Below are 24,269 nucleotides of genomic sequence, written 5' to 3'. Positions count from 1 at the left end.
AAACAGTAAGGCGTGACCACGTGAAAATAAAAATCCTGTGCGCCACGGTGATCTCCCTGGTGATCCGGCAAGCCGTGGCTGCTGAAAGCGAGCTGCAATTTAACCCCGCGTTCCTCAACGGCGAGAGCGCAAACAGCGCCGATCTCGCCTGGGTCAACGCCGGGAGCGCGTTGCCGCCGGGTGATTACAACCTCAACGTGTATATCAATACGAATTATGCGTTCACGGGTAACGTCACGTTCCGCCTTGCTGAAGACAGCACGGGTGAAGCGCTGCCCTGCCTCACGCCTGAACAATTCGCCGCGCTGGGCATCGATAGCCATCAGGCGAAGGGCGGCGACCTGCCGCTGGCGCAGCGCTGCATCTTCTTAACGAAGGCGTTTGCGGATACACAGTTTGATCTGGACCAGAAGACGCTCACCCTGAGCTTCACCGTACCGCAAAGTGCGATGCGCAATTTGCCGCGCGGGTACGTCAGCCCGGAAAGCTGGGAAGCGGGCATTCCTGCCGCGTGGCTGAATTACGTGGTGAATGGCTCGAACAATGAGTATCGCGGCGAGACGCGCACGCGGGAACAGCAGCTGTTTGCGAGCCTTAACAGCGGCGTCAACCTGGGCGCGTGGCGGCTACGTGATTTCACCACGTGGACCAAAGACAGCAATGAGCTTACCCACGTGCAGACATGGCTGCAGCGCGATATTCACGCCCTGCGCGCGCAGGTGTATGCCGGGGAAACGTACACCTCGGCGCAGGTGTTCGACTCCGTGGGCCTGCGCGGTATCGCCCTGAAAACCGATGATAACATGCTGCCAGCCAGCCTCAGCGGCTATGCGCCTGAAGTCCGCGGCATCGCGCGCAGCAACGCCACGGTCACGGTTCGCCAGAACGGCAACATCATCTATCAAACCTCCGTCCCGCCGGGGGCGTTTGTGCTGAAAGATCTCTATCCGACCTCCTCGGGCGGCGATCTGGCGGTCACCATTCAGGAGAACGACGGCAGCAAAACGCAATACACGCTCCCCTTTGCCAGCGTGCCGAACCTGGTGCGTAACGGACAGGTGAAATATGCCTTCGGTGCCGGCAAGTACCGTCCAACGGGCAATCAGGATGCGCCCTCTTTCGCGCAGGGCGAGCTGTTCTACGGCTGGCGATACGGCCTGACGTTTTACGGCGGGGCGCAGTTTGCCGATCGCTATAACGGCCTGGCCCTCGGGTTTGGGCAAAACCTCGGCCGCTTTGGCGCCTACTCAATCGACCTGACCCACGCCCGCAGCCAGCTGGCGGACGATCGGCACTATACCGGTGATTCGGTGCGCCTGCGCTACAGCAAGCTGCTGAACGACATTGGCACGCGGATTAACTTCTTCTCCCTGCGCTACTCCACGAAAGGGTTTTATACCCTCAGCGACACTACGTACAAAGGGATGACGGGCGGATCGCCAAAGCAGACGGTGGAAGACGATGGCACAGTCACCACCCAATACGACACCGTGTACAACCTGCGCATGTCGCGGAAGGCAAAAAACCAGCTGCTGCTGTCGCAGCCGATGGGACAATACGGCTCGCTGTCACTGTCGTGGGATCAGCAGACCTACTGGAACACGTCAAATACCACGCAAAGCCTGCAGTTTGCGTGGAACGCCACGTTTCGCAACGTGTCGCTTGGCGTCAGCGTCCAGCGAAGCTCGAGCCTGTATGACGACAAGAAAGATAACATCCTGTCGATGTCGATTTCGGTCCCGCTGGGCAACCCGACGCTGTCGACCCGCGCGCGCTTTACCACGACCCATGCGGACTCCACTGGCACCACCACCAGCACGGGCGTGAGCGGCTACCTGCCGGGCCAGGAAAACCTGTTCTATAGCGTCAACCAGCGCTATAGCTCCCGACAGCACTACGGCGGCGATGCCACTCTGCAGTACGAAGGCGCGTGGGGAGACTACAACCTGGGCTACAGCTACGCCAGCGACTCCCGCAACCTCAGCTACGGCATCAGCGGCGGTGCGGTAGTGCATGAAGATGGCCTGACGTTGAGCCAGCCGCTCGGGAACACCAACATTCTGGTAAAAGCCCCGGGAGCCAGCAATGTCGCCGTGCTTAACCATAAGGGCATCAAAACGGACGGCCGGGGCTACGCGGTGATCCCGTACGCCACGCCGTACCGCGTTAACCAGGTCGCGCTGGACGTGACGACCGCCGGCAACGACGTGGAGCTGGAAAACGCCATCGCCAACAAAACGCCTACCGACGGTGCCCTGGTTCGCGCCACCTTCACCACGCACCAGGGGGCAAAAGCGATGTTTATCGTGCGTCACGGCAACGACGTGCTCCCCTTCGGCACGCTGGTCTCGCTCGATGATGACAAAACCAGCGGCATCGTCGGCGATGGCGGCAGCCTGTATCTCTCCGGTTTGCCCGAGAAGGGCACGCTGAACGCCGTGTGGGGCCGCGGCAGCCGCCAGCGCTGCGCCATTACCTACGCCTTAAACAAGCAGCACTATAGCGCCCGCACCGGTCTTTATTCTCAGGAGGTGGTATGTCAGTAACGCTTAGGATCGGCTGCATTGCGCTGCTGCTGGTTTTCACGCTCCCCGTTCGCGGCTACGACGTGCTGGTCTCCGTCACCGGCAATTTGATCGGCAACACCTGCGTGGTAGCGCAGGACTCCGGGGAGCAAAACGTGCCGCTGGGCACCATTGGTATTAAACAGTTCAGCCGTGCCGGGGCCGTGAGCAATATCAAAACGCCCTTCACGCTCAGGCTTGAAGCGTGCGGGCCAACCTTTGCTGGCGTAAAAATTCGCTTCAGCGGTACGCCGGATGATGCCAACCCGCAGCTGCTGAAAATTGCCGACGGTGGCGCTACCGGCGTGGCGGTGCAGATCCTCGATAAAGAGAGCGTACTCATTCCCCTGAATACAAAGACCGCAGCGTACGGAACCGCGGGGGATGACAGCGTACAGATGACCTTCTACGCGCAGCTGGTTGCCACCGCTACACCGGTAAGCGCCGGTGATGTGTCAGCCCTCGCCACCTGGACAACGGAGTATCTATGATGCGTATAGCGTTTCTTCTCAGCGGATTACTTTTCTGCGCCAGCGTACAGGCGCTGGACTGGAAATCGGACATTACGCTCTCCCCTCAGCCGATGACCTACAGCGGGCCAGCGGATTCCGTGGTGCCGGGCAGCATTATCGGCTCGACCTGGAGCGCCACCGCCAGCGTGCAGCAGGTGTTCTGGTGCGGAATTATTTTTACCTGCAGCAAAGGCACGCTGCAGCCCAGCAGCAGCGCCATCTCAAGCGGTACGACGGTCACCGTCGACGGCGCGAACTACACCATTTTTGAGACCGGCGTACCGGGCGTGGGGTATATCATCGGGCTGAAGGATTTTAAGGGTACAAAATATATTCCCCTGCAAACCGGTATCACGCAAAGCTACCCGGCAGAGGGCACCAGTGGGGTTGCTCAGGATCTGGGCTGGTCAGCAAAGGTCACCTTTATTAAAACCGGTGCCGCCCTGAAATCCGGCGTCTATAACATCCCGACCATCAGCGCCGCGGTGCTCACCGCCTATAACAACGAGACGAAAACGGCGCAGGTGATTATCAGCCCGACCACCATCACGGTGACCGCCAGCGGGTGTACGGTCGGTAGCAAAAACGCCAGCGTGGCGCTGGGCACCATTGATATTCGCACTCTGCCCACGGTGGGAAGCACGTCGCCATCGGGAACGTTTACCGTCGGCCTGACCTGCGACGCGAACGTGGCGGTTCACGCGGTGATGACCGATCAGACCACGCCGTCGAACACCTCGTCGGTGGTGACGCTGACCGGAGACTCAACGGCGTCCGGCGTTGGAGTGCAGTTTTTCTACAACGGCAGCGGGCCGCTGATGATGGGGCCGGACAGCTCGGCCGCGGGTGCGACCGGCCAGTTCTTTATCCAGAGCACCACGGCGGCGCAGACGCTCACGCTACCGTTCCAGGCGCAGTACATCCGAACCGGTGAACTGGTCCCCGGCTCGGCCAACGCGCTGGCCAGCATTACGTTTTCCTACCAGTAGGGGCTATTGCTTCACCCACACCAGCTGGTCAACCCGGAAGCCCAGGCTGCGCGCGGTGTTCAGGTAATCCTGCTTCACCGCATCCGGGATGGTCGGCGTGCGCGACAGGATCCACAGGTAGTCGCGGTTCGGGCCGCTGACCAGCGCGTACTGGTACTTATCGTCCAGCCTGATCACGTTGTAGCCGCCGTAGAACGGGCCGAAGAACGACACCTTCAGCGCGGCGGTGGTTGGCTCACCGGTAAAGTACGCTTTGCCTTCGCTCTCGTTCCACTTGTTCTTCACCGGATCGTAGCCCCGGTTGAGCACGCTAATGCCGCCGTCGCTGCGCTTGCCGTAGGTAGCGGTTACCTGTTCCAGCCCGCGCTCAAAGCGGTTTTCCAGCCGGGCGACTTCGTACCATTTGCCGAGATAGCGGCTGGCTTCGAAGTTGGTGATAGGCTGCACGCCTTTCGGCGGCGTAGGGGATTTACAGGCGACCAGCGTCAGCGCAATGGCAACACCGGTCACAACAGGCCATAGCTTCATGAGAATTCCTTTCATTTGCACGGTTGGATGTTAAGTGTAGTGCACCGTTTCGGCGCTTCATCCCGTTCGGGAAAATTCGTAGTATATTGAGAGTATTCCTCCACTCTGGACACGGACATGGCTTACTCCATCGGCGAATTCGCCAGACTCAGCGGCATCACCGCCACCACCCTGCGGGCGTGGCAGCGTCGCTACGGTTTACTTAAGCCACAGCGCACGGAAGGCGGCCACCGCCAGTACAGCGATGAGGACGTTCAGCAGGCCCTAAAAATCCTCGACTGGGTAAAAAAAGGCGTCCCGATCGGCCAGGTCAAACCGCTGCTGGAACGCCCAACGCCGGGACGGACCAACAACTGGCAAACCCTGCAGCAGAACATGCTGCAACGCCTGCAGGACGGCAAGGTCGAGTCCCTGCGCCAGATGATTTACGACGCCGGACGCGAATACCCAAGGCCGGAGCTGGTCGCGAACGTGCTGCGTCCGCTGCGCAGCCAGGTCTCGGCCAACGTCGCCGCCGCCATGACCCTGCGCGCGATCCTCGACGGCATCATCATCGCCTACACCTCGTTTTGCCTCGAAGGCGATAAAAAAGCGCCGGGCGATAACATTCTGCTCAGCGGCTGGCACCTGAACGACCCGTGCGAGATCTGGCTCGAAGCCTTAACGCGCACCGGACAGGGCCACCGAATCGACATCCTGCCGGTTCCACCCGACGCGCTGGCACCGGAAATTTTCCCGGAGCGTAAATGGCTTCTGGTCACCAGCGGCAAACTCACCGCCGGGCGTAAAAAACAGGTGGAGCAGTGGCAGCAGCAGGTATCGCTTGAAGTGATTATCCTCTGATAATTTTCTCCTGCGGGAATCTTCACGAAAAGTTGAATATTTTCCCGCGCCGCAGATGCTAACGTTTTCCTGTGACGTATAACTCAACAGGAAAACACCATGAAAAAAACTGCCCCTCTGCTGATCCTGGCCTCGATGGCCTTTGCCCCTGCCGCCTTTAGCGCCCCTGCCGGCACGCTGAGCGTCCACATTCTCGACCAGCAAACCGGGATGCCGCCATCAGACGTGACCGTTACGCTGGAGAAGCAGCAGCAGGACAAATGGGCTCCGATTGCCAGCGGCAAAACCGACCACGACGGACGCATCAAATCGCTCTATCCGCAGGATCAGGACATGCAGCCTGGCGTGTATAAAGTGACCTTCAAAACCGCAGATTACTTCCACGGCAAAAAGCTGGACACCTTCTTCCCGGAGATCCCGGTGCTGTTTACCGTGACCCGCACCAACGAAAAGCTGCACATCCCGCTTCTGCTGAGCCAGTACGGTTACTCCACCTACAAGGGCAGTTAAGCCACATTGATTTTAAAGGAATAAAAAAAATAGTTCCGCGAATACTTGGACAAATTAGTCATGTTGTGTAAGTTTTAATTATATGAACGGGAGGACTACACCATGACAACGAAACCTGTGCTCGGTATTAGCGGATGTTTGACCGGATCCGCCGTTCGCTTTGACGGCGGACACAAGCGTATGGGCTTCGTCATGGATGAGCTGGCCCAGTGGGTGAATTTCAGGCCCGTCTGCCCGGAAATGGCCATCGGCCTCCCGACGCCTCGCCCGGCCATACGCCTGACGCTGACGGAAAGCGGCGAAACGCAGCTCCGTTTCAGCAAGCCGCCTCATGATGACCTCACGCATAAAATGGCCGACTTTACGGCGGACTTTCTGCCAAAAATCGGCGATCTGTCGGGATTTATCGTCTGTGCAAAATCCCCAAGCTGCGGCCTGGAACGCGTGCGGCTGTACGATGAAAACGGCAACCGGGGCCGCAAGGAGGGCGTCGGGCTGTTCACCGCCGCCCTTCTTGAAACCTACCCGTGGCTGCCCGTCGAGGAAGACGGTCGGCTGCACGACCCTGTGCTGCGGGAAAACTTTATCGAGCGGGTATTTGCCCTGCACGAGCTAAACACGCTGCGTAAAAACGGACTCACGCGCCGCGCGCTGCTGGACTTCCACAGCCGTTACAAACTTCAGCTGCTGGCACACCATCAGGCGGGCTACCGTGAAATCGGCCCGTTCGTTGCCTCGCTGCACGAGTGGGAAGACCTGGACGCCTTCTTCGTGGCGTATCGGGAAAAGCTGATGACCATCCTGAAAAAACCCGCCTCGCGGAAGAATCACACCAACGTGCTGATGCATATTCAGGGGTATTTCCGTAACCAGCTGAACACCCGCCAGCGCGGCGAGCTGCGCGACGTGATCCTGCACTATCGCAACGGACAGTTGCCTATTCTCGCCCCGATCACGCTGCTGAAGCACTACCTGGCCGAATACCCCGACCGGTATCTGATGACGCAAAACTACTTTGATCCCTATCCTGATGATTTGGGTCTGCGTCTGGCAGTCAAGTGATCATAAAAATGCGAAGGCCCCATTGACCCATAGAGGCCCAAAGCAGTACCCCGTTTAGACGACATCCTCACTGTCGTCTCTTTTTTTGCATTTAACCTCAAAGACTGTGATTATATACAGGCTTATTCTGCGAAAGGGGCTTGCCTGTGATCAACACCCTGCACATTCAAAACTACCGCTCCATCCGCGAGATGTCGCTGGAGCTGGAGCAGCTTAATATCGTCTTCGGGCCGAACGGCACCGGAAAATCGAATATCTACAAGGCGATACATCTGATGCACAGCGCCGCGCAGGGGCAGTTTTCCCAGGCGCTGGCGAACGAGGGCGGCATTCTGAAGGTGTTCTGGGCAGGCAAAACCCGTAGCGACCAGCTGCGGCGGATGAACCTCGCGGTGGAAACAGAGACCTACGAATACGAGCTGCAGGTCGGGTTTGTGGAGAAGCTGCCCTATCCCTCGCAGTTTCAGCTTGACCCGGTGATCAAAGAGGAATCCATCTGGCTGAGCGGCCAGCACCGTCGGCCCTCGTCACAGCTGATGAAGCGTAAGAATCAGGCGGTGTTTCTGAACAACGTGCATCACGAGAAAGTGACCCACAGCGGCACGCTGTATGAAAACGAATCGGTGTTCGGACAGCTCGGCGAACCGCATCTTTACCCGGAAGTGTCGCAGATGCGCGAGTCCCTGCGTAACTGGCGATTTTATCATGAGTTTTCTGTATCAATAGGCTCGGCGATGCGCGCCCCGCAGGTCGGTTTCCGCTCCCCGGTGCTGGCCAGCGACGGTGCCAACCTGGCGGCCGCGTTTCAGACTATCGTGGAGATCGGCGACGAGCTGCTGCTGATGCGCATCCTCGACCAGGCCTTCCCCGGCTGCGTGTTTTACAGCGACAACACCGGCGGGCGTTTCCGGATGATGATGCAGCGCGAGGGGCTGAGCAGACCGCTGGAACCAGCGGAGTTCTCCGACGGCACCCTGCGCTTTCTGTGCCTGGCTGTGGCGCTGCTAAGCCCGCGCCCACCGGCGTTTATCGCGTTGAACGAACCGGAAAATAGCCTGCACCCGCAGATGCTGCCCGCCCTGGCGAGCTTAATCGCCGAGGCCAGCCGCTACTCGCAGATCTGGCTCACCAGCCACTCGCCGGAGCTGGCGAAGTTGATTGAGAAGCAGAGGTCGTTCTCGCTGTATCAGCTGTCGATGGTAGAGGGGGAGACGAGGGTGGAGAGGCTGGGGTAGTTCTATACCCTCATTCGGGTAGATCTTCAGAGCGCTTCTTTTTTTTTGAAGTAACGCGCAATATTCCTCCAACGGCAAGAGTAGTTATTGGAGAATCAGAATTGACCGGAAGACGATACGGCCAAATACATTTTATCTGGAAGTGAAAAAGGGCAAATCCAAAAATCCCGCCGACATTTGGCGGGATTTTGAATCAACTTTTGCAACGACTGAGGGCAAGTCGCAGACCCGCGCCAATTTCGGCTGGAGTGCTATCTACAGAGAGAACGACATTCTCTATGTCATCACCTTTAGTTCTTCCCCAACCTTCTAGTTTCTCATGGCGAGTTGGTGAAAAAGTGATAAAACCATTGATACAATGTACACCACAGTTCTTCATATCTTTGAATAAAGCACGTTTGGTTTTATAGCCGTATTTTTTCATCAGCATTGCTATCCAGGCAGCATATTGTGCTTTGCCTTTCTCAACATCAAAGAACGTATCACACTCTTCAATCGTCAATGTCCGGCTATCTGACAACGCTTGTAAAACAACTTCACCGATACTTTGATTATCGGCATCGGGGTGCAATAAGTGGGGAGGAAAGAGGGGATCAGCAGCGACCATCCCCAGCCCTGATTGAGTCTCAACAAGCAATAATTCAGAGTTATAGTAACAACTAGCCCTGTAATCCTGACTTTTATTAAATTTCATCATTTCACCTGTGTCACTTTAACTGTCACACCCTGACTCTTGCCATATTCAATGGCTCGGTTTATTTCTGTCCACTGCGTTTTTGTTGTAGTAGCAGGAACAGCAAGCTGGACCTCTCTATTAGCAATCATAGAAGAATCAATTGTCTTTCGAGAGAGTGTGTATGTATCAAATTTTGCAGCTGCATCAATATTTCCTTTGATCGAACTGTAAATCTGATTAGGGTTTGCCAGCTTCGCCATTGTCTGTGTATCCAATGATTTAGCGCTCACAGCTGTTTTAGTAGATACATCATAATAGTCAAACGTTTTAAAATTCTGGGGCAATCTGGCACTGGAGGGTAAGGATGATCCAACATAATCCTCCCAAGGCATACCTTGTTTAATATTACCCTGGCCCCATTGCATTCCGAGTTCAGAGGCTTTGACAGTAGCCGTTGCAGTATTGCGGCTCATGAACGATAGCGCCGCTTTGGTTATGTCTTTTACAAGCAGCCCACCGCTGACAAGCATGGCCTGATTTTCCGGATCGGACGCGAATACCGCATACTTCATCCACTCCGGACTGTTTTGGTCTATTTTCGCCAGATCCTGACCATTCCACTGTTGAACGTAGGTCTTGGCTTCGTCACTGGTCATAACATCAGCGCCGATATTTCCCAACCAGCCGGGGCGCTCCGTCATATCGTAGCCACCCTCAGCAACTTCCTTATTCCATCCAACAGCCGTTAGGGGATCATCCTTCAATAGCTCATCAACTGTAGCACTTTGCTCATCACTGACTTTTTTCCATTTATCGATAATCGCCTGACAGTCACCACCAGATTTTCGACACTCAGAAAGTTCCTTATCGAATGCTACTGCCTGCGTACTGCTCAAATAGTTATTCTCAACACTATTCTTCCCGGCACTGGCCCCAGCCGCCGCACCAGCCGTATTTCCCCCAGCAATTCCGCCTGCTATGCCCGCTGAAACAGATGCCAGCGTACTCACGGTCTGCTTCTGCTCTTCCGTCAGTTTCGACGGGTCTGTGTCCGGATAGAACTGTCTGGCGATAGCTGTCGCAATCAGTTCGCCGGATGCGGCCCCCACAGCACCCGCTGCGGCACTGTTGCCCTGAAGCGCTGCGGTTACGCCGCCGAGGATGGCATGGGCAATCGCTTTTGCCGCCGTGTTGTCATCAATGCCTGCATGATGGCCGATGATGTTCGCCAGCTCCGGTGCTGACGCGCCCGCCAGCGCCCCTCCGATATTGCCGCCCGCCAGTCCCTGCAGCGCTGCCGTGGCCGCCTGGATGCCGCGCTGCATGGCGCTGCCGGTACCATATTTTTCCTGCGTCTCTTTATATTCCGGCGTAGCACGCAGTTTCGCCAGATAATCCTGACGCTGTTTCTCTGTCGCGTTTGCGGGGAGTGTTGCGCCGGTTTCTTTCTGAGCCGCCTTCAGCCCGTTAAGATCACCCTGCGTCCTGGCAATATCCGCCACCTGGCTGCCAATGTCGCTGATCATCCCAACTGCGTTCAGGCGGTTCTGCTCTTTCTCCTTGTCGAAGATTGGGCTGATGCTGTCGTTAGCATGTTCGGTGTCGCGGCTGAGATCGGCCACGTCCTGCTTCTGGTTCGCCTTGTCGCGGATAGTGAGGGAGCCCTCTGCCACCGCGGCCTGCGTGGTGCCTTCCTTATGGCCTTTATTACCCGCAGCGGAGATCATGCCGCCCGGCAGGTTGCCCTGGAATTTATCCCCGAAGCTGCCGCCGCCGCTCAGGCTGATACCGGAGTGCGAGGTTTTGAAGTCCGCTTCGTTGTGGATATCGCTGAAGCCCAGCGTCCCGGTATCGAGGCTGTTTTTGTCCGGCGTGGCGGTGGAGGCGATAACCGCGCCATCAAGCTGGGTATGATGCCCCACGGTGATGTCGAAGCCCCCGTCCCCGGCATACAGCCCGGTCTGTTCGGCCACCGAATCAAAGCGGCTCTTCATCTTGTCCTGGCTGGCGTTGATATAGCCTGAACCGGACATGGTGCCGAAGGTGAAGCTGCCCCCGGCCGCAACGCTGGTCTGCTTGCTGTCGTAGTCGCTGTTGTTCTGCTGGCTGCGCATCAGCAGGTCGTGACCAACATCTGCCACGATTTTATTGCCGTTAACCTGAGCGCCATCAAGCACGGTGTCGTGCCCGCTTTTTAGGGTGACGTTTTTGCCGCTGTCGATTGTGGTTTCGGTCCAGTCAGTACCATTGCCTTTATCCTTGCCGTGCGCGGCGTTAACGTTGGCAAACACGCTGATACCCGCGCCGTTGCCTCCGGCACCGATGCTCACGCCAATGCCGCCACCGCTGCTGCTGTTCTTGCCGCTGGTTTTTTGGGTATTCGCCGCGCCGGACAGCAGAATGTCGTTCTGTGCATCCAGCGAGGTATCGCCCCCGGCTTTAAGCTGGCTGCCCGCAATCACGATGTCGCCGCTGTTCTCGCCTTTGTTTTTGCCGTTCGCGGTGATGGCGAGATTGTTGCCTGCGTTCAGCGTGCTGCCTGCCACCGCATCACTCTCAGCATGCTGCTGTGATTTCGACTTCTGGGTCGTCAGCGAGAGGCTCACACCCATTGCGTTCGGGTCGCCGGTGGTTGCCGCCATATCCGCTGCCTGCCCGGCCTGCACGCCGGACAGCACCGTTTTGGTGGCCTGAAGGGCTTTCAGACGGTCATCACTTTGCTCTTTGGTCTCCTGCGCCGCGCTCACGGCATTGTTAATAGCGCTACCGACGGTGCCGGAGAGCGCCACGGTGAGCCCGCTTTTCTTCTGCTCGAAGGTTTCATCCCGGGTGCGCTTGTCGTGCCCCGGCTCGATGATGACGCTGTCGCCGCTGAGGCTTAAATCCTTCCCGGCGATAAGATCCGCGCCGCCGATGTGGGCCTGGTTTCCGGCAGAAATCGCGACGTTACCCGCCGTCGAACCCACCGTACTGAAGCTCTGGCTCTGGGTGGTGCCCTTCTCACGGAGATCGTGCGTGCTTTTGCTGCTGCCGATGGTGAAACCAATCCCACCCGAGCCCATCAGGCCGGATTTTTTCTCTTCCTTAAAGCGCCACGAGGTGTCGCTGTTCGTGGCTGCCACGATATCGACGTTGTTGCCCGCCTTAAGCTGCACGTCGCCATCGCCCGCCACGGCGGAACCGTTCACCAGCAGGTTATTGCCCGCAACGACCTGCACGTTATCGCCGCTCAGCAATGAGCCGGATTCACGCGTCGCGCTGTTCTCCTCGATGGTGTGGGTGGTTTTCTTGCTCAGGAAACCTTTTTTGGTTTTGGTCTGCTCTTTGTAGTGATAGTCGCTTTCGGTTGCGGTATTGAGATTGACGTCGCGGCCTGCCGCCACGCCGATATCGCCCTTCGCCGTCACCTGCGCGGCTTCGGTGGTGACATCGCGTCCGGCGAGGATTTGGGTATTCGCCCCGCTGGCGATCTCGGTTCCCTGCTGGCGCACGGACTGGTTGATCTCGACTTTTTTCTTCGCGCTGTATTTATCGCTGGTTGTGGACTCTGCCGCCAGCAGATCGATATCCCGTCCGGCCTGCAGCCCCACGCGATCCTGTGCGGCAAGCGCCGCGGCGTTACTGCGCAGATCGCGGCCTGCGGCCAGCGTCAGATCGTCGCCAGCGCTAATGACTGTACGCGTATTATCCGTCTTCAGGGAATCCGTTTTCGCGGTCTGGCTGTGGCGGCTATTCTGCGCCACATCCAGTACCAGATCGTTCCCCGCCCAAAGCGCAGCGCTGCCTCCGGCCGTCAGATTACTGCCCGTAACGCTCAGATCGTGCCCCGCCAGCAGGCCAAGGTTGCCCCCGCTGTTTACCGTACTGCCCTGGTTGGTGACGGTCTCATTAAGATTGCGGCCAAAGCGATCGCGCGTCACCAGCTGATTCCCGGTAATAGAGATATCATCCAGCGCTTTTAGCAACATATCGCCACCGGCGCTGAGGTTAGCGCCGGTATTGATGATATCTTTCCCGGCGCTCAGGGTCAGGCTGTCCGTCGCGTTGATGGAAGCAAGAGTGCCCAGGTCGGTTTGCGTCAGCGAGACGGCCTGGCTGTTCCATCCGTTCGTAGCGCCCGAGATATTCCACTGGTTGGTCAGCGTCTGGTTAATAATGCTGCCCCCCACGCTTTCAAGGCTAACCGTCTGCCCGCTGATGGTGGAACCCACGTTATTGATATTGCCCAGGGCGCTAAGCTGCAGGCTTCCGCTGGAACCGATCAGGCCGCCATTGATGTTATTGATTGTGCTCTGGCTGCTGGCAGCCAGCAGGCTTTTACCCTGCAGCGTACTGCCGTCATTCGTGATGCTGCCAGCATTAAGGATCACCTGATTTCCGGCGATAATGCTCCCTTTGTTAAACGCCACGTCCTTCGCCGACAGGTACAGCCTTGGCACGAGGACATTTTGCCCCTCAATTACCGTGCTTTCCCACCACAGGATACTGGAATCCAGCGATGCAACCTGCTCTTCCGACAGGCTGACGCCGAGCTGTAACCCCAGCTTATCCCGGGCCTGAGCGGCGCGATCGATCAGATACTGCATCTGCTCAAGGTCGGAGCCCACGCCGTTAACGTAGCGACTACCGGTCTCGTTCAGGATCTGATTACTGACGTAGCGGGTGTCAAAGGCTGCATCGCCCAGGAAACGGTAATCATATTCCGGACGCAGATTCAGACGCGCCAGGAAATAATCCGAACCCAGGAACTGCGTGGTATCGGTATAGGTTGTACGGGTTTCCTGCGGCGCCGAAGGCGGTGTTGTCCCGGCCAGCTTGTACAAATCATTAAACAGGCTGCTATCCAGCTGCCCTAAACCCGCCAGTTTCGGGTTGGTAACAATGAGATATGGGCTTTTCGGATCGCGGTTTGCCACAAAATAGCCGTTATTGTTGGCCGGTAGCGGATAATCGCTCAGCTTAATCGGCGAACCATTGCTGGTCAGCGCTGGGGCAACTGACGAGGTATCGGTAAGCGAAATAGGACGGTAGCTATAACCCGGTGGCGGAGGCGTTTTCCCGCCGCTGGAAAGAGAAATGATCTGAGCTGTTACCGCAGCGATTTCACCGATCTTATCGCGGGAAGCCAGCGCGGACGTCCCGCTTGTCCCCGTCTGCTGCTGACCCGCCAGCGCCACGGCATCGCTGGCAATAGTCGTATGCTTGCCACCCGCGCTGCCGGTAACCACCAGGGCTGCACCGGTCCCGTTCAAATCAACCGGCGTGCCGTTCGCACTGTTCTGGGTGGTTAAGCCTGTAGCCTGCAGATGAACGTCAGCCAGCTTGCCGCCAGCCTGGCCAAAATCACCGATGCTCTGTGGACGGTTATCAATCGATGCCAGACCGTTATTACCGGCATTGCGACTGGTGAGCGCTTCAGCATTACCTATGCCATTCCCACCGCCGGGCAGGTTAATGGTCGCCTGTGGTGCAGTAACGCTTTGGCTGGTTGCCGCGCCGAGCCCGGTGGCTTTAGCCCCAGACGCAACGGTCGGGCCGCCCGACAGGTTCAGCCCGGGAGCACTGAGCTCAGGCTTATAGCCCGAAGCGTTCGCCGTGGTGGAGGTATTGCTGATATTGTTGCTGAAGCTGGCGACTACCGCGCCGCCGGCCTGGATAACGGCGCGATAAACGTCTCCGCTGGCCCCTTCAGTGGTCACACTGTCAAGAACATAGCTAATCGACTTCGATACCAGCTTGTCATAGCTTCGCGTGGTCTCATCAGGTCTGCGGGCATATTTATCGCCTACCCCATAGCGATAAACGTTATAAACCGTCGACGTGCCGTTTAGCCATGACTGGTTATTTAAGGTACTTCCTGAAAGCTGAATATTTCTGTTCGCCAGAATCGACGACGCCATATTTTCAACATTATCAGACCGGGCGATGATGTCTCTGCCAGCCGCAATGCGGGACTGCTGCCCCTTCGCACTCACGGAAACCGAAACGGTTTTAACGGCAACTTTTTGAACATCCGCATCTTCATAAGGCGCATAGTTGCCAAGCATTTGGTACCAGTCGTCACCGTGGCCGTGATAACGCTGTCCTTCCGTTACATATATACCGTACTTGCCGGTACCGGAAGAGGAAATCCAGTCCACAGGAATATCTGCCGTTCCCCCCTTAACCCAGGACGGCGCGATATTCGTTTCGCTCTGGACTGCATTGAGCCCATCCCGCTCGTTTACTAAATGCCCGGTCAGAATCGAAATGTCGCCACGTTGGGTTTCAATACTGCCTGAAGTATTCACGACCTCCGCGTTAGCGTTACCTGCGCTGTCGCGCTGCATCCACAGGTTGTTGCCAGCCAGAATATCGCCACGCGCGTTACGGATACTGTTCGCCAGCAGGCTCATATTATTGCCCGCGTACATCAGGGCGCTATTCAGCAGCGTGCTTCCGGCGCTGGCGATCAGATCGCCTGCGGTTCCGACAAACCCTGCGTTATTAATCCCGTTCTGGCTGCTCAGGCGCAGCGTACCGCCCGCCTCGACGCTGCCTGTACCATTCAGGTTTAGCTGCCCTGCGCTGAGCTGGCTTTCGCCATAGCCCGCCCGCAGCTGGCCGTTATTATTCAGCGTACCCGCAGCGGAAAGCTGTATCCCCTTGCCCTGCATCAGGCCATTGGTCGTGATATCGCCCTGGCTGGTGACGGACAACGTATTCCCGGCGGCGAGCGTAGTCAGCTGATTATAGGAAGTCCTGCTCGCGAGGGAGAGGTCCCCGAGCGCCACAACCTGCCCCTGCAGGCTGGTATTCCCGGCGTTAATCGCCAGGTTACCCTGGCTCAGCATTCGGGCAGCGGCAGCGTTATTGACCTGCGAGGCTGTGATCCCCAGATTCTGGGTTGCATACACCGTACCGTTATTATCGAGCTGGCCCGGATTAACCGTCAGGGTCGCGCCCTGCAGCATGCCGTTGTTTACAATATAATTACCGCCCAGGGTTCCCTGCTGCTGCGCCAGCACCGTACCGCTGTTATTCAGCGAACCGGCGTTGAGCCACAAGGCAAAACCCTGCACCCAGCCGCTGTTGGTCAACACCGGCGTATTCAGCGTCAGCGTTGCGCCACTGAGCAACTGCCCCTGATTACTGCCGCGATCGCGCAGGTCAAGCTGCGTATTACCGTTCCCCTGTAGCGTACCGTCATTATTCAGCGTCTGTGCGCCCAGCTGGAAAGTGCCCTGACTCAGCATCACGGCATTACGTCCGTTATCGACGTTACCGCGCAACGTGGCGTTGAGCGCGGTATTTGCCTCCATGCGGCCCTGGTTATTCAGGCTACCGGCATTCAGTGTCAGGGTGTTCCCCTGGATATGGCCGAGGTTGGTCAGGATATTGGCGCCCATGCTGAGCAGGCCGTTGCTTAACAGCTTCGCACCCGCCAGCTGGTCAAGATCGCCGCTGAGCGTGACGCCAAGGCCGTCAGCACCGCTGACCCTGCCGCTGTTACTGAGCGAACCGCCCGACAGCGACATCTTCTTCGCCAGCATTTGTCCCTGATTTTTCAGCGTTGGCGCCCCGAGCGTGGCCGTCCCGTTCGCCACCATTGAGCCCGTATTGGTCAGGGAGGCGGTCAGTGCGAGATCCATATTCCCCGCGCTTTGCAGCGTGCCGTTGTTCTGTAACTGCCGCGCGTTAACCTTCAGGTACTGCGACTGCCACTGACCATCATTCGTGATGCTCTGCCCACCCGCCAACAGCGTTCCCTGGGTTTTCATCGACGCACCGGCCCGGTTGGTCAGCCCCTGAAGAGGTTGAAGCGTAAGGGCGTTCAGCCCAATCACGGAACCGACGTTATCGATCGTGCCGCTATTTACCGTCAGGGTATTGCCCTGAAGACTGCCCCCGTTTGACAGGCTGCCGCCGTCCACTATCAGGTCACCGTCAACCAGCAGAGAGCCCTGGTTATTCAGCGCCCCCGCAGTGACGCGCGTACTCCCCTTGCCAAGCAGTCGACCCGTGTTGGTCAACTGGTTATCAACCTGAGCGGTCAGCCCGTCGGTACCGAGCGCGCTGCCGCTGTTGTTCCAGCCACTCGCGTTCACGCCGAGCCGTTGCCCCTGCATTATCCCGCCATTCGCGAGCTGACCGGCCTTAAGCGTCAGCTGTCCGCCGGTAAGCAGTTTCCCGCCCGTCAGGTTATTCAGCGTCGGTGCGGTAATCGACAGCCCGCTGTCGCCCTGAAGCACGCCGCGGTTGTTCAGGATATTGACCGCCAGCGCGGCATTACTCGCCGCCAGCTGACCTGCGTTATCCAGCCGTGCGGCCGTCAGGGTCAAGCCCTGCTGAGCGAGCAGCCGTCCACTTTGTTGGTTCGTCAGCAGGTTGCCGATGTTCAGGCCCAGATCGCGCGCCTGCACGATGCCCTGGTTATCGAGATTATCGAGATTAAGCGTGAGCCCCTGCTGCGAAAGCAGCAGCCCCTGGTTGGTCAGCTGCGGCAAAGAGAGCGTCAGCGCCCCGCCGGTAATAATTTGCCCGCCGGTTTCATTGTTAAGCACCAGGGTGGATGGTGTGAGGGAGTTCAGCTCCAGCGCGCTGTTACCCTGCAGCAAGCCGACGTTGTTCAGCAGGTTGGTGATGATATTCACCGAATCTCCCGCTAACGTGCCCTGGTTGTTAAGGCTGGCCGCGCTCAGGGTCAGATCTTTTTGTGCCACCAGACGCGCATTGCCGCGGTTCACGACGTCGCCGGAGAAGCTAAGCCCCACGCGGCTCCCTTGTAGCGTGCCCTGGTTATCCAGGGTTGCTCCGGATAGGATCAGCGCCTCTTTTACAGACATCAGCCCCAGGTTGACCATCTGCGGGATGGAGAGATTCAGCGAGCTGCCGCTAACAATTTGCCCATTCGTAAGGTTGTTGAGCCGCGGCGTGTGCAGCCCCAGCACGCTGTCTCCCTGCAGGATGCCGTTGTTGTCGATCTGACCGCTGGTGAGATCGACACTCTTCGCGGCAAGCACGCCGTTATTCGTCAGGCTAGCGCTCTGGCTGCTAAGCTCACGAGCCGCCAGCAGCCTGCCCCCGCTCTGGTTATTCAGCTGTTGCGCGACGTTAAGGTTTAACGCTCCGGCAGACAATGTGCCCAGGTTGTCAAAGCTGCCGGTCGTCAGCGTCATATCCTGACTCGCCTGCACGAGCCCGCCGTTGGTAAACTGCGGCAGATTGAGATTGAGTGAACCGCCGGACAGAATTTGTCCACCGGTAAGGTTATCCAAAGCCCTGGTATTGAACGTCAACGCCGCGCTGCCCTGCAATAAACCGCTGTTGCTGATGCTGTCCGATTGCAGGTTAAGCGTGCCCGCCGCCAGCTGCCCGCTGTTTTCTAAAGTGCCTGCGTGAATATCAAACCCGGCCTGGCTGCGTAACGTTCCGCTGTTTGCCAGCTTGCTGCTGACGTTCAGGCTCGCGCCTTGCTGACCAAGCAGCGTCCCCTCGTTATTCCAGCTTGCGGCCTTAACATTCAGCGTCCGGCCCTGTAACGTGCCGGCGTTATCACCCTGATCCCCGGCAAGCGTCAAATCACCGCCGCTTAACAGCTGTCCGCCGATGAGGTTATTAATCACTCTGGCAGCAGGCGTCTGCGCGGCGTCAGCACTCCTCAGGCCCGAGGTCTGTGCCACTTGTCCCTGGATCGCCAGCCCGCTGTTACCCTGCACCAGGCCGCTATTGTTCAGGATCCCGAGAGCCAGGCGCGCATTATCTGCCGCCAGCGTGCCGCTGTTGGTTAACGTATTGCCGTCAAAAGCCAGCCCCTGGGTGGCAAGCACTTTGCCCGCGTCCCGGTTGGTCAGAGCGTTTTTTACCGCGAGGGTCAGCGTGTCGCCCTGAATCACACCGCTGTTAGTCAGCATGGCGCTCGTAAGATTAAGCGCCTGTTTGGCCAGAAGCGTACCGACGTTGCTGAACGCGTCCGCCACGAGATCCAGGGCACCATTACTTTGCAACGTCCCGGTATTGTTCAGCTCTCCGGTTCTTACGCTCAGCGCATTCGCCGCCAGAATACCGCTATTATCGAGATGATTGGCGGCAAGCTGCAGCTTGCCCTGGCTCAGCATTTGCCCGGTGACGATCGCGGTATTATCCACATTCAGCGTCAGATCGCTTTTGCCTGTCAGCGAACCCGCATTGTTGAAATCCGCGCCGTGTAGAAGGGCGTTCTGCCCCTGCATCAGGCCATTGTTATTCAGCTGCAGGCCGGTGATATCCAGCAGCCCGCCGCTTACTATCTTGCCTGCTCGATCGTTATCGAGGCCGGTAACGGCAAGTTTAAGACCGGTATCCCCCTGCAGCAGGCCGCTATTTTGCCCGTGGCCGGACGTAATAATGACGTTGTTGCCGATAAGCTGTCCGTCGTTACGCCAGCCTCCGGCGTTAAGCGTCAGCAGATCGTCGGCAAACAGACGTCCTTCAGGCAGGTTGTTTACCTGACCGGACAGATTCAGCTGCACATTCAGCGCTTCCAGATCACCGCGATTATCAAGAGAAGTCCCGTCCAGGCGCAGTTTTTTCCCCGTCGAAATCAGCCCGTCATTGACCAGCGCAGGCACCGTAAGCGCTATATCATCGCCTGCCACCAGCGAACCGCTCTTCTGGTTGGACACTGAGGCGGCGGCAAAGCTGAGCTTGCCGTCGGCCTGAATTAGCCCGCTGTTTTTTGCCTGCGCCGCCGCGCTGTCGACGTCGATAGTCGCGGCAGCAATGACGCCGGTATTAGCAAACGCCCCGCTTTTCAGGCTGAGGGAATTCTGGCTGATAAGGCGCCCGTCGTTGTTGAAGGCTCCGGAGAACAGGATATTCAGCGCCTCGCGGCCCAGCATTTGTCCGCGGTTAACGCCGCCAGACTGTCCGCCCGTAAGCGTCAGGTTTTTCCCCTGAACCCGACCAGCATTCTCCAGGCGGGCAACGTTAAGCCCGACATCGCCATCGCTCAGCAATTGGCCGCTGGCCATGTTGTTAAGCTGGCTGCCCTGCAGGCTGAGGGACTGGTTGCCCTGAATCAGCCCGCTATTTGCTAAGCTACTCACCGCAAGACGCGCGTTGCTGCTGATAAGCTTCCCGGCGTTATCACCGCTGGTAGCGTCAAGCGAGAGGGTATTGTCCGCCAGCAGTACGCCACTGGCCTGGTTATTCAGCGTCTGTACCGACGTTAACGCCAGATTGCCCGCTTCAATATTGCCGCCATTCGTTAGCGTCAGCGCGTCGATAGCCAGCCCCTGACTGACGGAAATCAGTCCGGCGTTGACCAGCCGATCAACATGTAAACTGCCTCCGCTGCCGCTCATTTCTGCGCCTGCAGTATTATTCAATTCCCCGGCGGTGAGCGACAGACCGTTGATAGCAAGCACCTGGCCGCTGTTATCCAGCCGCCCCGCACTCGCCTGAACCGTATCCCCCTGCAGGCGACCGGCGTTTTTTCCCAGCACAGAATTCAGGGTAAGCGCACCACCGCTCAGGAGTTGACCTTCTGAAAGGTTATCCAGCGTCTGGCTGCTGACGGAAAGCCCCTGATTTCCCTGCAATAACCCCGCATTTGACAGAGTATCGGCGATTATCGTGCCTGAGCGGCTAATCAGCTGCCCCCGGTTGGTGAACACAGGCGTCGACAGATGAAGCGTATCATCTGCAAGCAGCACACCTTTCGCCTGGTTATTCAGCTGCTGGCGCAGCGTTAGCTGTAAATCCTTCGCCTCGATGTTCCCGGCGTTGTCCAGTGTCGCGGCCTCGATAGCCAGCCCCTGGATGACTGAAATCAAACCAGCGTTAACCAAGTCGGGAATGGCAAGCCTGAGCCCGCTGCCGCTGATAATGCTGCCCTGCTTCAGGTTATGGAGTGAGGAGGCGGTAAAACCAAACAGCTGGTCACCCTGTAGCAAACCGTTATTGTTCATCTGCCAGGTGTTGATATTCAGCTCGGGCGCCGCGATCTGCCCCTGGTTATCCAGCTGCTCGCCCGTAAGGCTCAGTTTTCCTTTACTGAGCAAATTACCGCTATTGGTCAGGCTTTCGGTGCCGCTCAGGCTAAGCGCAGATAATCCCAGCATATGCCCACTGTTATCCGCCTTTCTGGTATTCAGACCAACCGTCTCGCCCTGCACCTTGCCGGCGTTGCTGAACCGCTGGGCCTCATTGAACGTAAGCGTACCGCCGCTTACAATTTCGCCTTCGGAGGCATTGTTAAACTCATCACCGTCAGCGACAAGTGCCGCGCTCCCCTGCATCAACCCCCTATTGACGAGCGTCTTTGCGTTCAGCGTCGCGCTTTCCGACATCAGTCGTCCGTCATTATTGAGCTGCGGCGTCACGAGATTCAGGCTGCGCTGGGCCAGAACGATCCCCTCAGCCAGGTTATTCAGCTTTTCGCGCAGCGTCAGCTGCAGATCCTGAGCTTCAATCCGCCCGTTGTTATCCAGCGTTAACGCATCAAGGGCTACGCCTTGCTGAGCGGAGATCGCGCCAGCATTAACCAGCTGCTGTACGGTAATGGACAGGCCGCTGCCTGCCTGAAGAGTGCCGGAAAGCCGGTTGGCCAGCGCACCGACATTCAGATCCAGCGCCCCGCCGCTTTGCAACCAGCCGTCGTTATTCACGCTGTTGCCGTTAATACTCAGATTACCTGCCGTGACGCCGCCGAAATTAGCAAACTGCCCGGCGTTCACGCGGCCGCCCTGCTGGCTGACAAGCCGCCCGTCGGCGAGGTTAGTAAACGTATCGCGGACATTGACCGACAGATTGTCCAGCCCCGAAACCTGCCCCTCGTTGCTCCACTCCCCGGCGTCAATCGTCAGCGTTTTGCCCTGAACGCTGCCCACGTTATCAAACTCCGGGCTGGTCAGCGCCAGCGACGCTTCCGCCAGCAGTACGCCGCCTTTCTGATTACTTAATTTCTGACCCGCGTTTAGCGCCATTGAATGGGCTTCAAGATTGCCGCTGTTCGTCAGCATCAGGCTTTCAATGGTTAGCCCCTGCTTCACCGAAATTAGCCCGGCATTCACCAGTTGCGGGATATTCAGCATCAGCCCGCTGCCGCTGATGATTTTCCCCCCGCTCTGGTTAGCCAGCCTTGCGGAAGCGAGCTGCAACGTTTGTCCACCCTGCAGCAGGCCGCTATTGTCGAGGGTATTCGCGTTCAGGTTCAGAGCGGATGAGGCCACTCTTCCGGCGTTATTCAGCACCGGTGCGGTCAGATCGAGCGTATTTTCGGCGAGCACGCTGCCGGAGGCCGTGTTGGTAAACGCGTTATTCAGCGTCAGCGCCAGCGTTCTTGCAGCCAGCTGGCCGTCGTTGGTTAAGGTATTTCCCGTCAGCGTGAGTCCGTTGCGGGCCGTCATTTTGCCGCTCGCGTGGTTATCCGTATGCCCGGTAATGGCAAGCGTTAAGGCATCGCTATCCAGCGAACCGCTGTTGATCAACTGGCTGGCATTAAGCTGCAGGGCTTTCTGCGCCAGCAGCGCCCCTCCGGCCTGCTGAACAATGGTTTCGGCGCTCAGCGCCATGGCATTATCCGCCTGCAGAGAGCCGCTGGTGTCAATCTGGTTAGCCTGCAGAGAAACGTTGCTGCCGCGGCTCGTACCGCGATGCGTTAAGCTGCCGGTAGCGAGCGTCAGGTTGCCTTTTGCAGCCTGGACACCGTCCAGCCCGGCGGCGCTATGCGCCTGCAACAGCATATCGCCCTGCGACTGAAGCTGCCCGCTCGCCAGCGTCGTGAGCCGGTCGCCGCTGAAGGACAGGCCGCCCTGGGCCAGAACCTCCCCGGCGATCTGCGCATCACCCGCATTGAGCTGCAGGCTGCCCCCGCTGGTCAGCGTGCTCCCCTTAACAGCGCTGAATTGACGGCTGGTGAGCACGAGATTCTGTTTCCCACTGACCAGCCCGTTGTTTATAACGCTGTCAGACTGCAGTCCGAGCCTGCCGGTGGATAACAATTGCCCGTTTTGCCCGATATTCAGCGCGCCGGTACCGCTAAAGCTCAGATCGCTATCACTGCTGAGCATGCCGTCAATCCAGGCATCCCCCGTTGAGATCCCCAGCACGCCGCCGGTCAGCAACTGACCGGTATGGTTAAACGAGCCCAGTTCGAGCCGGGTATTTTTCTGCGCCTGTACCGCACCGCTATTGGTAAAACTTCCCGCCTTCACGTTCAGATCGCCGTTTGCGGTCATTTTCCCGTTGTTAGCAATCTGGCCTGCGGAAAGAATGATACCGCTGCCTGCCGCCATCTTACCCGCATGGTTTGCAGCCCCTGCGACGTTAGCCTGAATGGCGCCAGCCGCATTAACCTCACTCGTGGTATCTGCGGTAAGCGAACCAGAGGTCAAGCTGATGTTTTTACCCGCCGTTAACGTACCGTTAGCGACGCTTAGCTTTCCATTACCGGCAAGCGTAATTTCCCCGTCGCTAAGCAGTTTGCCGTTCGTTACCGCCACGTCTGAACGGCTGTTGATCAGCATCGATCCCGTACTTTTATGATCGCCGCTGAGCACAACGCTATCCGCCTTTGCCGTCAGGCTACCGCTTGCAAGGCTGTTATTCACCATCAGCTTACCGTTGGTATCCAGCGTGATATCACCCTGGCGAGCGTTAAGATCCCCGAGGTTAACCCCGACGCCTTTTTCGCTGGAAACAAGACGGATACGGTTGGCGTACATCCCGCCGAGCGCGCCGGTATCCACGGCCACCACGGGTGCGGCCCCCTCACCGGTAATCGGCGTGACGCTGCCGTCGGCGGCAACCCGGTTGGCGCCCACAGTCACGGTCAAATCTTTCGCGTGAATAGCGGCGTTCACTTCCGTCGCGCGCGCAATAATCGACAGCGCGTCGCTCTTGCTGGCGTCCAGCCCCTGGCCTTCAACCGTGATGGCGCCTTTTGTCACCTCCAGCGCCAGCAGGTTACCGCTGGCGTCGAACTGCGGTTTCCCCGTGGTCAGGGTGACGTTCGGGGTGTTGATAAATCCGCACCCGTTACAGGTAATGCCGTACGGGTTGGCCACCATAACGTTTGCTGCCTTGCCGGCGACTTCCGTGTAGCCCTGCAGCTGCGAGCGGCTGGCGCCCGTGACTTCGTTGATAATGCCTTTCGCTTCCCGCCCGGCCTGCAGGCTGGGGTTGTTCTGGATAAGCCCGCCCAGCTGAGTCCGGGTTAAACGGTCCGTGCCGTTGTTGAGGATAAGCCCCTCGTTGCCGACGTTATACTCACCGAACTGGTTATGCGAAATGCCCGCCCCGTTCGGCGTGGCGATGTTGACGACCGGCACCCCGTTCCCCGCCCGATCGACCGTGGTCTGCCCGGCCGGCGTAAGCGCCGCCGCGAC

General features: G+C 58.1%; 9 protein-coding genes and 3 pseudogenes. 7 read left to right on the top strand and 5 right to left on the bottom strand.

The window, feature by feature from the left end; all coding sequences use genetic code 11:
• Window positions 1-20 precede the first annotated feature (20 nt).
• The 3 genes from ACOTZB_RS18475 to ACOTZB_RS18465 are packed head-to-tail and all read left to right on the top strand — an operon-like array spanning window position 21 to window position 4,065.
• Window positions 21-2,546 carry a fimbria/pilus outer membrane usher protein gene (locus ACOTZB_RS18475; RefSeq protein WP_421628085.1) on the top strand — a complete coding sequence of 842 codons (2,526 nt, stop codon included), beginning with the start codon at window positions 21-23 and terminating at the stop codon, window positions 2,544-2,546.
• On the top strand, window positions 2,537-3,055 hold the full coding sequence (locus ACOTZB_RS18470; RefSeq protein WP_126330398.1) for a fimbrial protein: 519 nt from the start codon (window positions 2,537-2,539) through the stop codon (window positions 3,053-3,055). Before ACOTZB_RS18475 ends, ACOTZB_RS18470 begins: the two co-directional genes overlap by 10 nt.
• The gene (locus tag ACOTZB_RS18465; RefSeq protein ID WP_421628183.1) at window positions 3,055-4,065 is read left to right on the top strand and encodes a fimbrial protein; all 1,011 of its coding nucleotides are present in this window, start codon (window positions 3,055-3,057) and stop codon (window positions 4,063-4,065) included. The genes ACOTZB_RS18470 and ACOTZB_RS18465 overlap by 1 nt, the downstream gene beginning before the upstream one ends.
• A gap of 3 nt (window positions 4,066-4,068) precedes the next feature.
• On the opposite strand, the gene ACOTZB_RS18460 is transcribed toward ACOTZB_RS18465, so the two are convergent.
• On the bottom strand, window positions 4,069-4,593 hold the full coding sequence (locus tag ACOTZB_RS18460) for a lipocalin family protein (RefSeq protein WP_008500115.1): 525 nt from the start codon (window positions 4,591-4,593) through the stop codon (window positions 4,069-4,071).
• 117 nt (window positions 4,594-4,710) lie between these two features.
• Between ACOTZB_RS18460 and ACOTZB_RS18455 the strand changes: the two genes are divergently transcribed.
• The 4 genes from ACOTZB_RS18455 (at window position 4,711) to ACOTZB_RS18440 (ending at window position 8,243) form a co-directional block, all read left to right on the top strand.
• Window positions 4,711-5,436 (top strand): MerR family transcriptional regulator, encoded by a 726-nt coding sequence (locus tag ACOTZB_RS18455; protein ID WP_029740778.1) that lies wholly within the window; start codon window positions 4,711-4,713, stop codon window positions 5,434-5,436.
• A gap of 99 nt (window positions 5,437-5,535) precedes the next feature.
• Window positions 5,536-5,946: a hydroxyisourate hydrolase gene (uraH, locus tag ACOTZB_RS18450; protein WP_421628084.1), complete on the top strand. Its 411-nt coding sequence runs from the start codon at window positions 5,536-5,538 to the stop codon at window positions 5,944-5,946.
• 102 nt (window positions 5,947-6,048) lie between these two features.
• Window positions 6,049-7,008 (top strand): YbgA family protein, encoded by a 960-nt coding sequence (locus ACOTZB_RS18445; RefSeq protein ID WP_193805413.1) that lies wholly within the window; start codon window positions 6,049-6,051, stop codon window positions 7,006-7,008.
• 146 nt (window positions 7,009-7,154) lie between these two features.
• Window positions 7,155-8,243, top strand: coding sequence for an AAA family ATPase (locus ACOTZB_RS18440; protein ID WP_109845917.1), 1,089 nt, complete (start codon window positions 7,155-7,157; stop codon window positions 8,241-8,243).
• 193 nt (window positions 8,244-8,436) lie between these two features.
• Here ACOTZB_RS18440 and ACOTZB_RS18435 read toward each other — a convergent pair whose 3' ends face one another.
• The 4 genes and pseudogenes from ACOTZB_RS18435 to ACOTZB_RS18420 all read right to left on the bottom strand — a co-directional run.
• Window positions 8,437-8,937 (bottom strand): contact-dependent growth inhibition system immunity protein, encoded by a 501-nt coding sequence (locus ACOTZB_RS18435; RefSeq protein ID WP_421628182.1) that lies wholly within the window; start codon window positions 8,935-8,937, stop codon window positions 8,437-8,439.
• Window positions 8,937-9,563, bottom strand: a pseudogene (locus tag ACOTZB_RS18430) (hypothetical protein); the annotation flags it as partial. The pseudogene ACOTZB_RS18430 and the gene ACOTZB_RS18435, both read right to left, overlap by 1 nt.
• Window positions 9,564-9,809: 246 nt before the next feature.
• Window positions 9,810-13,082, bottom strand: a pseudogene (locus ACOTZB_RS18425) (hemagglutinin repeat-containing protein); the annotation flags it as partial.
• Between the two features lie 2,691 nt (window positions 13,083-15,773).
• Window positions 15,774-24,269 (bottom strand): annotated as a pseudogene (locus tag ACOTZB_RS18420) (filamentous hemagglutinin N-terminal domain-containing protein); the annotation flags it as partial.

It is taken from the genome of Enterobacter cloacae complex sp. SHL020, from assembly GCF_049236945.1.
GTDB lineage: Bacteria > Pseudomonadota > Gammaproteobacteria > Enterobacterales > Enterobacteriaceae > Enterobacter > Enterobacter dykesii.
The sequence above is the reverse complement of the archived record's forward strand: the minus strand, read 5'-3'. Positions and strand labels throughout refer to the sequence as shown.